At 70.4% G+C, this 15,101-nt stretch carries 14 protein-coding genes; 2 read left to right on the top strand and 12 right to left on the bottom strand.

Annotated elements, in window-relative coordinates; genetic code table 11:
- Positions 1–47 precede the first annotated feature (47 nt).
- The 8 genes from ASG49_RS00400 to ASG49_RS00365 all read right to left on the bottom strand — a co-directional run.
- Entirely contained in the window at positions 48–1,460 is a 1,413-nt protein-coding gene (locus ASG49_RS00400; protein ID WP_056539410.1) for an MFS transporter, read from the bottom strand.
- 15 nt (positions 1,461–1,475) lie between these two features.
- Positions 1,476–2,873 carry a wax ester/triacylglycerol synthase domain-containing protein gene (locus tag ASG49_RS00395; RefSeq protein ID WP_056535639.1) on the bottom strand — a complete coding sequence of 466 codons (1,398 nt, stop codon included), beginning with the start codon at positions 2,871–2,873 and terminating at the stop codon, positions 1,476–1,478.
- Between the two features lie 13 nt (positions 2,874–2,886).
- Complete coding sequence (locus tag ASG49_RS00390; RefSeq protein ID WP_056535636.1) at positions 2,887–4,542, bottom strand: AMP-binding protein; 1,656 nt, start codon at positions 4,540–4,542, stop codon at positions 2,887–2,889.
- Positions 4,535–5,659 carry an alpha/beta hydrolase gene (locus ASG49_RS00385; RefSeq protein WP_056535633.1) on the bottom strand — a complete coding sequence of 375 codons (1,125 nt, stop codon included), beginning with the start codon at positions 5,657–5,659 and terminating at the stop codon, positions 4,535–4,537. The genes ASG49_RS00390 and ASG49_RS00385 overlap by 8 nt, the downstream gene beginning before the upstream one ends.
- Positions 5,656–5,964 (bottom strand): hypothetical protein, encoded by a 309-nt coding sequence (locus ASG49_RS00380; RefSeq protein ID WP_056535631.1) that lies wholly within the window; start codon positions 5,962–5,964, stop codon positions 5,656–5,658. Before ASG49_RS00380 ends, ASG49_RS00385 begins: the two co-directional genes overlap by 4 nt.
- 1 nt (position 5,965) lies before the next feature.
- The gene (locus ASG49_RS00375; protein ID WP_056535628.1) at positions 5,966–6,937 is read right to left on the bottom strand and encodes an alpha/beta fold hydrolase; all 972 of its coding nucleotides are present in this window, start codon (positions 6,935–6,937) and stop codon (positions 5,966–5,968) included.
- Positions 6,934–7,491, bottom strand: a complete 558-nt coding sequence (locus ASG49_RS00370; RefSeq protein ID WP_056535625.1) for a GNAT family N-acetyltransferase — start codon at positions 7,489–7,491, stop codon at positions 6,934–6,936. Before ASG49_RS00370 ends, ASG49_RS00375 begins: the two co-directional genes overlap by 4 nt.
- A 149-nt stretch (positions 7,492–7,640) precedes the next feature.
- The coding region (locus ASG49_RS00365; RefSeq protein WP_235561841.1) for an acyl-CoA dehydrogenase family protein at positions 7,641–8,702 on the bottom strand (1,062 nt) is incomplete at its 3' end.
- A 180-nt stretch (positions 8,703–8,882) separates the two neighbouring features.
- On the opposite strand from ASG49_RS00365, the gene ASG49_RS00360 reads away from it, so the two are divergent.
- Positions 8,883–9,626, top strand: coding sequence for an SDR family oxidoreductase (locus ASG49_RS00360; protein ID WP_056535622.1), 744 nt, complete (start codon positions 8,883–8,885; stop codon positions 9,624–9,626).
- Positions 9,623–10,345 carry a Crp/Fnr family transcriptional regulator gene (locus ASG49_RS00355; RefSeq protein ID WP_056535618.1) on the top strand — a complete coding sequence of 241 codons (723 nt, stop codon included), beginning with the start codon at positions 9,623–9,625 and terminating at the stop codon, positions 10,343–10,345. The genes ASG49_RS00360 and ASG49_RS00355 overlap by 4 nt, the downstream gene beginning before the upstream one ends.
- Positions 10,346–10,405: 60 nt before the next feature.
- Here the strand turns inward: ASG49_RS00355 and ASG49_RS00350 are convergent, their stop codons facing one another.
- The 4 genes from ASG49_RS00350 to ASG49_RS00335 all read right to left on the bottom strand — a co-directional run bounded on the left by ASG49_RS00350 (position 10,406) and on the right by ASG49_RS00335 (position 15,077).
- Positions 10,406–11,344, bottom strand: coding sequence for an NAD(P)-dependent oxidoreductase (locus tag ASG49_RS00350; protein WP_056535615.1), 939 nt, complete (start codon positions 11,342–11,344; stop codon positions 10,406–10,408).
- Positions 11,345–11,408: 64 nt separating this feature from the next.
- Positions 11,409–12,359 carry a MaoC family dehydratase gene (locus ASG49_RS00345; protein ID WP_056539407.1) on the bottom strand — a complete coding sequence of 317 codons (951 nt, stop codon included), beginning with the start codon at positions 12,357–12,359 and terminating at the stop codon, positions 11,409–11,411.
- A gap of 28 nt (positions 12,360–12,387) precedes the next feature.
- Positions 12,388–13,593, bottom strand: coding sequence for a CoA transferase (locus tag ASG49_RS00340; protein ID WP_056535612.1), 1,206 nt, complete (start codon positions 13,591–13,593; stop codon positions 12,388–12,390).
- Positions 13,590–15,077 carry an aldehyde dehydrogenase gene (locus ASG49_RS00335; protein WP_056535604.1) on the bottom strand — a complete coding sequence of 496 codons (1,488 nt, stop codon included), beginning with the start codon at positions 15,075–15,077 and terminating at the stop codon, positions 13,590–13,592. The genes ASG49_RS00340 and ASG49_RS00335 overlap by 4 nt, the downstream gene beginning before the upstream one ends.
- Positions 15,078–15,101: the final 24 nt, after the last annotated feature.

Below are 15,101 nucleotides of genomic sequence, written 5' to 3'. Positions count from 1 at the left end.
ACGGCGGCTTCCAGCGCGGTCAGGGTGAGCTCACCGCCTCGTCACCCTTACCAGGGCGGCCGATCGTCAGCCGACGCTCGCGACACCACCCACCTCCGCCGTTCGGAGCCTCGACTAGACGCCACTCGTAGGGACGCGACCGTGGCGACGAGCAGCACCGCGCTGCCCAGGAGGAGGCTCCATCGCAGTCCGTCCTCCAGCCCTCCGGGGCCCGCGACGAGGGAGCCGAAGACGGCGATGGCGAGCGCGCCGCCCACCTGTCGGCTCGTGTTCAGCACGCCGCTCGCCGTCCCGGCGAGGTCCCCGGGGACAGCCGACAGCAGCACCGCGATCGTAGGGGGCATCACGAGGGGTCCCCCCAGCCCGACCAGCACCATCAGGACCGAAGGCACCCCGATGGGCACGTCGTGGGGCAGGGTGCTGAGCGCGACGAGACCGGCGGTCATCAGGGCCAGCCCGCCGGTGATCGGCAGCCTCGGTCCGGTGCGTTCGACGATCCGAGCCGACAGGGGCGTGAGCACCAGTCCGACCGCCATCATGGGCACGAAGGCGAGACCGGCACCCAGGGAGCTCAGGCCGCGCAGCTCCTGGAAGTACAAGCTGTACAGGAAGGGCACGCCGTAGAAGCCCACCATGAAGGCGAAGCCGATCAGCATGGCGATCGGGACACCGCGCGCCGCCACCAGGCTCGGCGGCACCATCGGGTGCCGGCCACGCGCCTGGCTCACCACGAAGCAGATCGACGCCACCGACGCGACGGTGAACGCGCCGAGCACCTCCGGCGCGAGGAGGCCCACCGCACCCGACTCGATGGCACCGTAGGTGAGACCGCCCATCGCGAGCACCGCCGTCACCTGGCCCGCTGGGTCGAAGGGTGTCGTACGCCGAGGCGAGCGCTCGGCGCGACGCAACAGCACCAGGCAGACCACCCCGACGGGCACGTTCACCAGGAACACCAGTCGCCAGTCGACCAGGGACAGGGCCCCACCGACGACCGGTCCGGACGAGGAGGCCACCGCTCCCCCCATCGCCCAGACCGCGACTGCGCGGGCTCGTCGCACGGGGTCCTCGTGCGCCTGACGGACCAGGGCGAGCGAGGCCGGCATCATCGCGGCAGCTGCAGCCCCCTGCAGCAGCCGGAAGACCACGAGAAGTGACAACGTGGGCGCGAGCCCGCAGCCAGCCGACGTCACCACGAAGAGGGCGGTGCCGACGCCGATCGCCCGGCACGCGCCCATCCGGTCCGACAGCGCACCGGCTGACAGGAGCAGGGCGGCGAAGACGAGGGTGTAGCCGTCCACCACCCACTGCAGGCCGCGGACCCCACCGCCGAGGTCCTGACGGACCGAGGGCAACGCCACGTTGACCACGACGGCGTCCAGGGTGACGACGAAGAAGGCGACGACTGCGACGGCGACGGTCGACCGAGCCGAGGACTCCGACCCCTGCGAAGCGCCCACCGCAGCCCCCGGCACTCAACCTCCCGAGAGGACGGCGTCGGCGACCCCGAGCTCCACCAAGGCGTCGACGACGGAGCTCAGCAGCAGTGCCCGGTCGCTGACGGCGGCCGGGTCGATGGTGAATCCGAGGGTGCACACACCCTCGTAGGACACGAGCACGACCATGACCGGGATCCCGGGAAGCGGGCCGAAGGCGTAGAAGCGGCTGACGTGAGCACCAGCCAGGTAGACCGCACAGTCCGGGCCAATGATGTTGCTGGCCTGCAGGTCAACGCGAGCGGCGTAGGCGTTGAGCGCGGTCGTCGCCAGCCGAGGGGGAACCTGGTGCAGCAGCGGGGCGAGACGCAGGGGCGCGTCGACGCCGGGCTCGTCGCGTCGCGCTGCCACCAGGTCGTGCACCGCGGTCAGACGCTGGAAAGGATCGTCGACCGAGCAAGGACCAGGGATCACGCCCGCGCTGAAGTAGTTGCCGCTCTCGGCGGACTCGTCGGCCGCGATGTTGATGGGAAAGGCTACGGGAAGGTCGACGGCCTCCTCCCCCAAGGTCCTCTGGTAGGTGCGCAGCCCCCCGATCAGCCCTGCGATGAACACGTCGTTGACGGTGGCCCCGTGATCGGCGCCGACCGTCCGGACCTGATCCAGTGGCATCTCGATGGTGGCGAAGCGCCGCGCACGACTGCGGGAGCGCAGCAGCGGGGACCCCTGCGCGCCGCCAGACCCGTACGTCCTGATGACGGAGCGCGCGTACCTGCTCGCCCGGGACACGGCGCCAGCGGGCCGCCAGCTGGCGTCCACCATGAACCGCACCACCGAGTCCGTACGCCGCTGGCGGGTGGCCAGCACCTGCGACGTGGTGCGGACCCACCGCTCTCCCGCGATCCGGATCCTCGACCCCCGCTGCTCGAGCGCCGCGAGCTCCTCACGCGCCGGATCGGGCTCCAGGTCGAGCAGGTTCGCCATCATGTGAAGTGCCCGCACACCATCGGCGATGGCGTGGTGCACCCGGAGCACGAGCACGGTCTGGCCACCCTCGACACCTGTGACCACGGTTGCGTCCCACAGCGGCTTCGCCGGGTCGAAGGGCGCCGTCGCGGCACTGGAGGCCAGCTCCAGCACGGCGCCGAGGGAGGCGTCACCGGGAGCCCCGACCTGCCTGATGTGGTCGGCCGCGTCGAATGCCTCGTCCGGCACCCAGCTCTGTCGGTTGCGGGCCCAGCCGCCGCTCGTCACACGCTGTCGCATGCGCGGGACGCTCCGGGAAGCCCGCTCGAAGGTCTGCGCGAGCACGCTGAGGTCGGGTGTGCCGTCGAGGACGAGTGCGGCGCTCATGATCGCCCGGGTCTCGGGATCGCCGTCGCCCTTGAGGAGGAGGGCGTCGAGCGGAGCCACGAGCTCGGCCAGGTAGTGGGTCACGTCTCGCTCCTCGTCAGAGCCTGGTCGCCGGGTCGCGGCCGGCGTCGTCCGTGTGGCCGAGGACCTGGTCCCGCAGCACGAACTTCTGGATCTTGCCGCTCGGAGTCCGGGGCAGCTCCTCGCGTAGGCGCACGGCCTCGGGGAAGAACTGCGTGGCCACACCGTGCTCGCCCAGGAAGGTGCCGAGCTCCGCGACCGACGGGACCTCGGACCCGGGGGACGGCACGATGCATGCGCACGCGGTCTCACCGAGACGCTCGTGCGGCACCGGCACCAGGGCGACCTCCCTGATGGCGGGGTGGGTCAGCAGGAGGTTCTCGATCTCGACGACCGGGATGTTCTCCCCGCCCCGGATGATGATGTCCTTGGTGCGGCCACAGATCCTGATGTTCCCCTGGTCGTCGAGGACTCGCGCTCGGTCTCCGGTCCTCAGGAACCCCTCGCTGGTCAGGCTCTCCGCATCCAGGTCGGGGCGTTTGTAGTAGCCGCGGAAGAGGCCGGGTCCCCGGATCAGGAGGTCGCCCTCCTCTCCCGTCGCGGCCCGTGTTCCCGAGGGATCGACCACGAGGACCTTTGCGCGCCTGATCGGTCGGCCGTCGCTGGAGCTCGCGAGACCCGGGTCGTCCGACACCGTCGTGGCGGTGCCGACCGGGTACTCGCTCATGCCCCAGACCGCCACCACTCGCGACCGGTGCTCCCGCACCGCCCGCTGCACGAGCCCTGGGGGGATGGGCGCCCCACCGCAGACGAAGATGCCGGGGAAGACCGGCTCCGGACGCGAGGCGGCGGCGTCGAGCAGGTCGCTCAGGAAGGGCGTCGCTCCCATCGCGAAGGAGACGTCGTAGCGCTCCACGAGGTCCAGGGCCCGCTCGGCGTCCCAGGTCTCGAGCAGCACCACGTCGCCCGCACCACGCAGGGGCATCAGGATCCCCCAGGTGAAACCGGTCAGGTGACCGAACGGCGAGATCACCAGGGAGGTCAGACCGGCGCCGTACTCCGCGTGGGAGACGAGGTCGTCGATCGCTGCGTGCATGGAGGCGTGCGAGTGCACGACCCCCTTCGACTCCCCCGTCGTTCCGGAGGTGAAGGCCAGGACGGCCGGCGCGTCCGGGTCGACAGCCGCAGCCGGCACGGTGTCTCGCGACCCGGCGAGGACCTCGCTGCTCGGCAGTGTTCCCGCTGCACGCTCGGAGTCGCCCACCACGATCACGTGCCGCAGCAGCGGCAGCCGGTCGCGGAGCCGGCTGGCCATGGACGCGTAGTCGAAGCGTCGGTAGCGCGCTGGCACGACCAGGACCTTGCACTCGGTGCGTTCGAGGATGAAGGCCAGCTCGCGCTCGCGGTAGATCGTGGTGATCGGGCAGACCACCGCCCCCAGGCGTGCCGCCGCGTAGGTGTAGACGACGGCTTCGGTCCAGTTGGGGAGCTGGACGCAGAGCACGTCGCCGGCTCCGAGACCGAGGCCGGCCAGGTACGAGCTGGCGTCGACCACGGTCGAGACCAGCGCCGCGTAGTCGAGCTCGACCCACTCCGCGGCGTCACGGATGCCGACCAGTGCGCGACGTCCGGGTTCGACGGACGCAGCGGCCCGTTGCAGCGATTCGAAGAGGGTGTCGCCGAGCCCGAGGTCGAGGTCATCGCTACCCGGGGCGTACGAGGTCTCACCCATCGTGGTCTCCGTTCGTGTGGGCGGGCGCCCCGCCAGGGGGCGTCGAGCGTTGCTCCAGCCAGGAGACGACACCCGGCATGGTCGTGCGTCGGGCCGCCGAGCCCATCAGCGCGCCTGCGTGACCCCCGGGCACCCGCAGGATCTCCAGGTCGTCGCTCCCGAGCAGGTGCGCCAGGGGTTCTGAGTTGGCCGGCGGGACGAACTCGTCACGCTCGGCGATGACGAGCAGGGTGGAGGTCGTGACGGTGTCCAGTCGGACCGGGCGACCGGCGAGCTGCGCACGTCCGGCCACAAGCCGGTTCTCCTGGACGTAGTGGGTGACCATCTGGAGGAAGGCCGGGCCCGCCATGGCGCGGTGGTTCCACGCCCAGTGGTTCACCGCGCGGTGCGCCTCGACGTAGTCCTCACGCCACAGGTGCTCCCACAACGTCACGTACTGCACGAGGTCCGAGGTGGGAGCCAGCAGACGGAACATGGCCCGTACCGCTTCCGCGGGAACCAGCCCTGTCATCTCGTCGATGGCGTCCTCGGCCCGCATCCTCCCGTCGCGGTAGCGCTCCATGAAGGGCGGGGCGTGCTTGTAGTCGCACGGCGGTGTGAACAGCACCAGGTTGCGGGCCGGGATGTCGTTCCTGCTGCCCAGCGCGAGCACGGCCATGAGCGAGCCCATGCAGTAGGCACCCAACGAGACCTCCGCAGCGCGAGCGACGCGGCACACGGCATCGACGGCATGCACGAAGTAGCCGTCGAGGTAGGTCTCGAGGGTGTGGTCACCCTCGGCCGCCTCGGGCCGCCCCCAGTCGAAGAGGAAGACGTCGAACCCGCGGGAGACCAGGAGCTCGGCCCAGGAGTTGCCCGGGTGCAGGTCGAAGATCGCGGAATCGCCCATGAGCCCGAGGAACAGCAGCACCGGCGGTCCGTGGCGTACGTCATCGCTGCGGAATCGCCACAACGTGGCCTTGCCGAGGGACCAGACCTGGTCCTTGGGAGTGAGGCTGACACCCGGTGGCGGCTTGCGAGCGATCAGCCCGATCCCCCGTCGCGCGCGCAGCTGGGTGCGCTCGACCTCACGCCGGATCCCCCGAGCGGCGTCGATCGCCGACCCGACCGGTTTCACGGCTGCTTCTCCTGGTGGCGCTCGGCCTCGGCACGGGAGCGCCGCATCGCGGACAGCTCGCGCTGCACCGCGTGCAGCTCGCTGCGGAGGCGGCGCACCTCCGCGTTCGTCGGTACGCCGACCAGGTGGAAGCCGAGACCGGCGACCGCGTGCACCGGCCTGGCGACGGCCCGCTTCAGGCGGCCGACCTTGACGGTGGCCGACTGGAACTCGGTCGAGCTGGTCAGGTGCGCGAGCGGTTCGCCCACACGACGCTCGACGTCGTCGAAGACACGACGCCACAGCGGGGGGTGCTCCCTGGGCATCTCACTCGCCCTCGTCCTGGATGGGGTACATCCGACGCACGAACCCGTTGGTGTACTGCGTGTAGTGCGCACTCCGCGGCGAGGCGCGCACGAGCTTGCGCATCTCCTCCTGGTCCACGCTCCGCGCACCGGTCCACGCCTCGCTGGTCGTGTGGTCCTCCGCCGAGAGGAAGTCGGCGATGTGCCGGCCCGCGCCCGACGCGGCGTCGTGCAGGAGGTAGTGGCCCCACCTGTCGACGATGCGCAGCCGCGCGCGCGGCAGGTAGGCGGCCAGGACGGCCGAGTTGGCCATCGGGATGATGCGGTCGTGCGACCCGGACAACAGCAGCGTGGGCTGCTTCACCCGGTGCAGCCACGGCAAGCTGTTGAACAGTGAGAACGCGGTCATCTGCAGCATGTAGCCACGCGTCGACGGCGGAGACCCGTGGTGCCAGCCATCGGTCTGGCGGCGCAGGAAGTCGCTCTCCTTCTCCGCCGGCGCCAGGTTGACCATGTTCATGGCCACGCGGTAGCCGGCCCTGGCGTGGTGGCGCGCGGGGGTCATGACGGCCATGAGCGCCACCAACGACCCCGGCACCGACCCGGCACCGCACGACGTGCTGACCAGCACCAGGCGACGGACGCGGTCGGGGTGGTCGTGGGCCAGCTGCTGGGCCACGCCCCCACCCAGCGAGTAGCCCAGCACGTCGACAGCGTCGAGGCCGAGGGCGTCCAGCACTCGCACGGCCACGTTGGCGACGTGGGCGAGCGTGTAGGGCCGGAACGGTGCCGGCGAGCGTCCGGTGCCGGGTGCGTCGAAGCTGATGACCGTGAAGTCGGCGAGCTCGGGCAGCAGCGGGGCCCACATCGAGATGTTGGCGCCGAGCCCGTTGATCAGCAGGAGGGGTGGCCCGTCACCCTGCACCTGGACCCGGACGCTGCGGCCGGCGACGTCGACGACGTGCTCGGTGTGCGAGACGGGAGCGGTGCTCATGCGGCCCCCTCGTCGAGGAGGAGGTGCTGCGCGTGCTGTTCGGCCGCGCGGTACGTCAGCATCATCAGGTCGTGGAAGTCGCCGGCGCCGTCGCGCACGAAGTCCACGAGCAGCGCCTCGGGCTCGAACCCCAGGTCCTGGAACATCGCCACCAGGGCGTCCTGCTCGGCCACGACCTCGATGTAGGAGTGGGTGCATCCCTCCTGCAACGCCTTCAGCAATGCGGCGCGTGCCAGCTGCTGGCCGACGCCCCGGCGCCGGTGATCCGAGGAGACCAGGACGCGCAGCTCCGCGACGTGCGAGGACCAGCCGCGGCCGAGGAAGACCCCGGCCATGCCGATGATCTCGCCGCTCGGCAGGTGGGCGACCAACCGACGCACCCCGGGCTGCGTGACCATGGCAGCGAAGCCGACCCCGGAGGTCTCCAGGGTCTCCTTGACGAAGCGCCGCTCACCCTCCGGTACTGCCTCGGCGAAGCGCACGAACTCGTGGGCGTCCTCCGGGGTGAGCGGGCGCACGACGATGTTGCGGTCGGGGGACTCCGGCTCGAGCATGCCGGTGAGAGTAAGTTCACAAGTTCGAAAAAGTCAAACTTTTTGTAGTCAGCCCTTGAGCTTGTAGTCCTTGAGCAGGCTGCGGCCGATGATCATCTTCTGGATGTCGGCCGTGCCCTCGCCGATCAGCATGAACGCCGACTCGCGANGCCGCCGTGGATCCGGAACGAGGCCTCGACGACCTCGTTGCAGTACTCCGCGGCGAGGTACTTGGCCATCCCGGCCTCGACGTCGTTGCGCTCGCCCTTGTCCTTGAGGCGGGCGGCCTTGACCATCATCGCGTGGCCGGCCTCGACCTTGGTCGCCATCTCCGCGAGCCGGAACAGGATCGCCTGGTGCTGCGCGATCGGCTTGCCGAAGGTCTCGCGCTGCTGGGCGTAGGAGATGCCGAGCTCGAAGGCCCGGTTGGCGATGCCGCAGGCACGGGCCGCGACGTTGACGCGGCCCACCTCGACGCCGTCCATCATCTGGTAGAAGCCACGACCAGCCTCGCCGCCCAGGATCTGCTCGGCGGCGATCGGGTGGTTCTCGAAGATCGCCTCGGTGGTGTCGACGCCCTTGTAGCCCATCTTGTCGATCTTCCCGGGGATCGTCAGGCCCGGCGCGGTCTCGCCGAAGCCGGGCTCCTTCTCCACCAGGAACGTCGTCATGTTCTTGTAGACCGAGTCCGAGCCCTCGTCGGTCTTCACCAGCACCGCGATCAGGTTCGACGAGCCGCCGTTGGTCAGCCACATCTTCTGGCCCGTGATCGAGTAGCCGCCCTCGGCGTCCTTGACCGCCTTGGTCGAGATCGCCGAGACGTCCGAGCCCAGCCCGGGCTCCGACATCGAGAACGAGCCGCGCACCTCGCCGGTCGCCATCCGCGGGAGGTACTTCTGCTTCTGCTCTTCCGTGCCGTGGTGCATCAGCATGTACGCCACGATGAAGTGGGTGTTGATGACGCCCGAGACGCTCATCCAGCCGCGGGCGATCTCCTCCACGGCCAGGGCGTAGGTCAGCAGCGACTCCCCGAGGCCGCCGTACTCCTCGGGGATCATCAGCCCGAAGATGCCGAGCTCCTTGAGGCCCTCGACGATCTCGGTGGGGTACTCATCAGCGTGCTCGAGCTCGGTCGCGACCGGGATGATCTTGGTCTCCACGAACGACCGCACGGCCTTGAGGATCTCGGTCTGGATGTCGGAGAGACCCTCGGTCTCGCAGAGGCGTGGCATGGCTGTGTCCTTCGTCGTGTGGGAGCACTGGTGTCGGCAACTACCAGGAGTGCAAGTGACTGACATTTAGGCTAGCCCATGCTCGAACCCGACTTGAACCTGCGAGGGATTGCCAGACTGGCCGTCATACAGCAAAATGTCAGACGAAAGCTTCACCTCACCTCGAACCCAGGAGTCACCATGCCGGAGCTTGCCGGGAAGAACGTCCTCATCACCGGTGCACTCGGCACGATCGGTCAGGCCCTCGTCGAGGCGTACGCCGCCGAAGGGGCCCACGTCATCGCTCTCGACCGCCCGGACGCTCCAGACGCCCAGCAGACGCTGGACGGGATCGCGAGCGGAGTCCGCTACTTCGGCTGCGACCTGAACGACCTCGAGGAGCTCCAGCGTCGCGCCAGCGAGCTCGCGGACGAGGTAGGCGGCATCGACGTGCTGGTCAACAACGCCGCACTCGTGATCTTCAAGCAGCACGACGAGTTCACCATCGCCGAGTACGAGGACCAGGTGCGTATCAACTCCTCGGCCGTCTTCGTGCTCTCGCGCGTGTGCGCGGAGGCGATGAAGAAGAAGCGCTACGGCAAGATCGTGAACATCACCTCCCTCACCCTGACGGGCCGCTGGGACGGGTATGTCCCCTACATCGCCTCGAAGGGGGCGATGTACGGCCTCATCAAGGGCATGGCCCGCGAGCTGGGCGAGCACCTCGTCAACGTCAACGGCATCTCTCCCGGCGCGGTCCTGTCCGAGGCAGAGTTCCGCGACCGCGGTGACAAGCGCGAGGAGTACCACCAGTGGGTGCTGGAGAACCAGAGCCTCAAGAAGCGCATCGAGGCCTCCGACATCGCCAACCTCGCGGTCTTCCTCTCCACCTCCAAGGCCGACCTGATCACCGGGCAGAACATCCAGGTCGACGGCGGCTGGTGAGCGCCGCTGGCGCCGCGGCCAGGAGACCGGGAGGAACCGAGGCGGCCGCAGCCGGGACGCCTGTCCCTGGCGGTCTGCTGGCGGCGGCTCGCCGGGTCGAGATCGCGGCGGGCGACGCCGTCTTCCTCCAGGACGACCCGGGCGACACGGCCTACCTCGTGGTGGAGGGTCGACTGAAGATCAGCCAGCACACCCGCGCACGGCCCAGCAACGTCCTGGCCGTCCTCGGTCCGGGCGAGGTGTTCGGCGAGCTGTCCCTGTTCGATGCCGGCCCTCGGTCGGCGAGCGCCCAGGCGCTGACCGACGTGACCCTCCGGGCCCTGCACCGCGACGTCCTCGGCGAGCTCGTCGAGTCCGATCCTGACGTCGCCACCTGGCTGCTGCGACAGCTGGCCCGTCGACTGCGGCGGGTGACCGACACGGCCTCCCGGCTGGTGTTCTCCGACGTCCCGGCGCGGACGGCGGCCGTCCTGCTCGACCTGGCCGAGCAGTTCGGGATCCGGGACGAGGCGGGCGCCCTCGTCGTCGACCACGGGCTCACCCAGACCGAGCTCGCCCAGCTCGCCGGCGCGACGCGCGAGACGGTCAACAAGGCCCTCTCGACGTTCGCCACGCGGGAGTGGATCCGGGTGGCGAAGGGGTCGACGAGGATCGTCGACCGGGCGGCACTCGCGCGCCGGGCGGGCAGCGGGCCCCAACCCTCGGGCGTCGTGCGGTAGTCAGGGCGGAAGAGCCGTTGGGAACATCCGGCGTGTCACCGAGCGGCCGGAGCAGCGAGCTCACCTCGTGGCGGCATACCAGTCCACGACGCTGCGGACCCCGGTCTCCAAGGGCACACCCGGCCCCATGCCGAGGACGCGCTGCATGCGGGTGCGATCGGCCGCCTGGTAGCGGGCGCGGGTCTGGTCGAACACCACCGTGTCCGGGTCACCGCCGTGCTGGCGCACGAGCTCGGTGTAGATCTGCCCAGCGGTGACCGGCTCGCCGACCACGTTGACGGCCATGTCGACCCCGACGGAGTCCAGTGCCCGCACGCAGGCCTGCGCGACGTCGTCGACGTGCACCAGACCGTGACGCGACTCGCGCGTCCAGGGGACGGTCGGCGTGGTGCCCGCGTCCACGGCCCGCAGCACGTCGAGCATCGTGGCGTTGTTGGAACCCTCGCTGACCCGCGGCCCGTAGATCGTGCCCAGACGCAGCGACAGGTAGTGCAACCCCTCGGAGCCGGCGAACGCCTCGAGGTAGGCCTCGGCGGCCAGCTTGGTCGCGGCGTACATGCTCAGGCCCCGACCGGTCCCCCCGGTCTCGTCTTCCCGGTAGGGCTCACGGTCGGCGTCGGCGAACGCGCCGTAGACCGTGTGCGAGGAGCCGAATACGAACCGTCGGACGCCGTGTCGGGCCGCGCCGGCGATGAGGTCGTAGGTCGCGTCGACGTTCACCTCGTGCGACAGGCGGGGGTTGGCGTCCGAGGACCGCGAGCGCACGGCCGCCAGGTGCACGACGTGCGAGACGCCCGTGAGCAGCCGGTCGACCGTGTCCCTGTCACGCAGGTCTGCCAGCGCGTACTCGACACCGGGCTCCTGGGCGAGCCTCTGGGACTGCTCGTTGGTCACGACGTCCACGCCCAGCACGGAGCGCCCGGAGCCGGACAGCAGCTCCACCACTCGAGAGCCGACGAACCCGGCACCTCCCGTCACCAGCACACGGTCCACGCTCATGTCGCTCTCCTCCTCAAGGGGACGGCGGTCGCCACCGGGGCTGTCCGCCACTCGGTCGTCGGCCTCATCGCACGACCACCACGGGTCGCCACGCCAGCACCTCGGTGTCACCGACGCTGCTGACGACCAGCAGCGTCAGCGCCACCGACCCACCATGCAGGTCCTCGGAACGCTCGACAGCCACCGAGGACGTGACGAGGTCGCCCTCGTGCACGGGCGCCAGGTGGTCGCAGCCGTGCCACCCGGCCACGGCGACCAGACCGGGCAACGCCTGGCACACGTGGTGCAGGGCGAGGCCGATCGAGTGACCGCCGTAGACCAGTCGCTCTCCGCCCGCTGCGTCGCGGTCGTGGTGGACCCGGGCCACGTTGCCGGTGAGCCGGGCCAGCTCCGGGGCGCTGGAGACGACGTCGCCACCGAGGACCGAGAACACCGCACCTACGTCGGGTCGTGGCATCGACGGCAGGGACTCCAGGTCCCACCCCTGGAGCGACCGCAGGGGGTCCGGGGCCTCGACGGAGTCGTCCGTGGACAGCTCGTCGAGCCGTCCCGTCGGCTCGGACGAAGGTGAGAGCAGGACCATGGCGCAGCGTCGGTAGTCGAGGACGAGGCGGTCGTGCTGGTCGACCGTCGTGATCCGCAGCTCGGCCAGGCCGGTCGGGGGGCGACCCGGGCGGCGGGTGTTCTCACGCAGCGCGGCGACCTCGGTCCTCGTGCGCAGGGTGTCCCCGAGGAGTGGCTGCCGGTGGAACCACAACCCGCGGTAGAACAGGTTGGCCCTGACGTGCTGCGTGGCGACCGTCGACTGCCCGATCGACAGGTCCCACACCAGGGCGGGGCCGGCGATCGGGCCGCCGGCAACCCGCTGCCCCAGGTCGTGGTCCAGCGTGATCGCGACCCGGTTGCCCACGACGGCCGCGTGGGCCGCCTGGAGTCCCGAGGTGAGGGTCACGGCGGGTGGCGACGGGAGCACCGTGCCGACCCTCAGCTCGTCGAAGTAGGGCCCTCGTACCACGGTCGTCTCGTTCGTCACCACGACGACCTCACACGATCCCGGCGGTGCGTAGACGTCCGATCTCGGCCCCGGTCAGGCCCAGGACCTCGGTGAGCACCGTGTCCGTGTCCGCGGACAGCACGGGTGCCGCCAGCGCCGGAGGGCTGACCTGGTTCCACCGCCACGGGGCGCTGGCGGCGAGCATGGGGCCGATGCCCGGCTGCTCGATCTCGCTGACGATGCCGTCGGTCGCACCACGGGCTTCCGCAGCCAGCTCCGCCATGTCGCGGTAGGGGCTCCACAGCACCTTCGCGTCGTCCAGCAGCCTCTCGAGAGTGGCGTAGTCGCGCGCCTCGAACCACGGGCGGAGGATCGAGGCGATGGTCTCCCGCAGCCGGTAGCGGTCGCCCTCACGGTCCAGGTCCGCGTCCAGCGACTGCTCCAGGGCGGCGAACACCCCCTCGGTCCCGGTGACCCGCCGCAACGCGTTCCACTGCCCTTCGGTCAGGGCCACGACCATGATCCGGCGACCGTCCGCGGTGGCGAAGTCGACGCCGAACGATCCGTACATGTGGTTGCCGACGCGGGCGCGGGGTCGGCCCAGCTCGTCGGCCTCTGCCAGCCAGCCCATCCCGGCGACGCCGGCGAGCGCCACGTCGGCCAGGGCCACGTCGATCCGGGCGCCCTCACCGGAACGTTCCCGCCGGTAGAGCGCGGCAGTGACGGCCGAGACGGTGAGCATGCCCGTGACCAGGTCCCAGGCCGGCAGCACGTGGTTGACCGGAACTGCGGCGTCCGCCGGTCCCGTCATCACGGGCACCCCGACCTCGGCGTTGATCGAGTAGTCGACCGCGGGCTTGCCGTTGCGGCGGCCCTCGACGTGGACGTGGATGACGTCCGGTCGGCGCTCGGCGAGCTGCTCGTAGCGGAGCCGGCGGGCACCCACGAGGTTGTCGACGTAGACCCCACCCTGGGGGCCGGAGGACGTCACCAGCTCCAGGAGCAGCTCGCGACCCTCCTCGCGGCGGTGGTCGATGGTGACCGACCGCTTGCCCTTGTTCAGGTTCGCCCAGAACAGGCTGGCGCCGCCAGCCGACAACGGCCACCTGCCCGCATCGCTGCCGCCACCGGGCGGATCCACCCGGATCACGTCGGCGCCGAGCTGTCCCAGCGCCATGCCTGCGGAGGGGGCGGCGACGAAGGAGGCCGCTTCGACGATGCGTACGCCGCTCAGCGGACCGGCAGGACCGGTCACCGGTAGGTGTGGGTGTCGACGGACCCGGCCAGGCGCTCGGCCGCGGCCACGGAGAGACCCACCGACTTCAGCTCCAGGTAGGCGTCGAGGCCCTCGGGGCCGTTCTCGCGACCGAGACCGCTGGTCTTCACCCCACCCATCGGGGCGTAGTAGCCGGACCCGCTGCCGTTGAGCTCGACAGTGCCGGTCTGGAGCCGGCCAGCCACAGCAAGACCGTGGTCGAGGTCGGCGGTGAACACCGATCCGTTGAGGCCGTACGCCGAGTTGTTGGCCATGGCGACGGCCTCGTCCTCGTCCTCGTAGGCCAGGACCGACACGACGGGTCCGAAGATCTCCTCGCGGACGATGCGCATGTCAGGCGTCGCGCCGGTGAAGATCGTGGGTTCGACGAAGTACCCCCGATCCAGGCCACGCGGGCGCCCGCCACCCACCACCAACCGCGCGCCCTCCTGCGACCCTGCGGCGATGTAGCCCTCGACCACGTCGCGCTGCCGACGCGACACCATGGGTCCGATCTGGGTCGCCTCGTCGATCGGGTCTCCCACCGGCATCGACTCCACGAGCCCGACCATGCGCTCGACCACCTCGTCGTGCTGGTCGCGGTGGACGAGCACGCGGGTCTTCAGGCTGCAGACCTGTCCGCTGTTGCGGAACGACCCCATGCGCATCGCCTCGACGGCCTGGTCGAGGTCAGCGTCGGGCAGCAGGATCGCGGCCGACTTGCCCCCCAGCTCGAGCGTGACGCGACGGAGGTCCTCACCACATCGCGCGGCGATGGCCCGGCCTGCCGCTGGGGACCCCGTGAAGGTCACCTTGTCGACGTCCGGGTGACCGACCAGGTAGGCACTGGTGTCGCGCTCGGCCGGGACCACGTTGAACACCCCGGCCGGCAGCCCGGCCTGGACGAGGAGCTCAGCCAGCATGAAGGCGTCGACGGGTGTCTCGGGTGACGGCTTGAGCACCATGGTGCAGCCCGCGATCACCGCGGGGAGCAGCTTCTGCACGTTGATGGCCAACGGCATGTTCCACGGGGAGACAGCAGCGACGACACCCACCGGCTCGCGCGTCACCAGCGCGTTGGCGGTCGAGGACCGGCGCAGGGTCCGGAACGGGTAGTCCGGCACGAAGTCGAGGTAGGCGTCGATCGCGCGGAGGGTGTTGTCGGTCTGGATCGCCCGCGACTGGGTGATGGGGCAGCCCATCTGGCGGGTGATCGCGACCGACAGCTCCTCGCGGTTCTCCACGATGAGGTCGCGGAGCCGTCGGATGATCGCGAGGCGGTCGTCGAGCGTCGTTCCTCGCCACTCCCCGTGGAACGCCTGCTTGGCTGCGGCCACGGCCCGGTCGACGTCCGTGGTCGAGGCGGACGGCACGCGTCCGATCTCCTCCTCGGTCACCGGGGAGGTCAGGACGAGCTCCTCGGAGCTGTCGGCGGCGACGAGCTCGCCCCCGATGAAGACGTCGGAGTAGGTCAGCTTCGGCACGGTGTGCTCCTGGGGGTGGTCGTT

The organism is Marmoricola sp. Leaf446, assembly GCF_001424755.1.
GTDB lineage: Bacteria > Actinomycetota > Actinomycetes > Propionibacteriales > Nocardioidaceae > Marmoricola.
This window is presented reverse-complemented; position numbering and strand designations above follow the sequence as displayed.

Coding starts and splice junctions, on each gene's coding strand:
- ASG49_RS00390 (WP_056535636.1), bottom strand. CDS start 4,542: ATGGGTGAGACCTCGTACGCCCCGGGTAGCGATGACCTCGACCTCGGG.
- ASG49_RS00380 (WP_056535631.1), bottom strand. CDS start 5,964: ATGCCCAGGGAGCACCCCCCGCTGTGGCGTCGTGTCTTCGACGACGTC.
- ASG49_RS00375 (WP_056535628.1), bottom strand. CDS start 6,937: ATGAGCACCGCTCCCGTCTCGCACACCGAGCACGTCGTCGACGTCGCC.
- ASG49_RS00370 (WP_056535625.1), bottom strand. CDS start 7,491: ATGCTCGAGCCGGAGTCCCCCGACCGCAACATCGTCGTGCGCCCGCTC.
- ASG49_RS00360 (WP_056535622.1), top strand. CDS start 8,883: ATGCCGGAGCTTGCCGGGAAGAACGTCCTCATCACCGGTGCACTCGGC.
- ASG49_RS00350 (WP_056535615.1), bottom strand. CDS start 11,344: ATGAGCGTGGACCGTGTGCTGGTGACGGGAGGTGCCGGGTTCGTCGGC.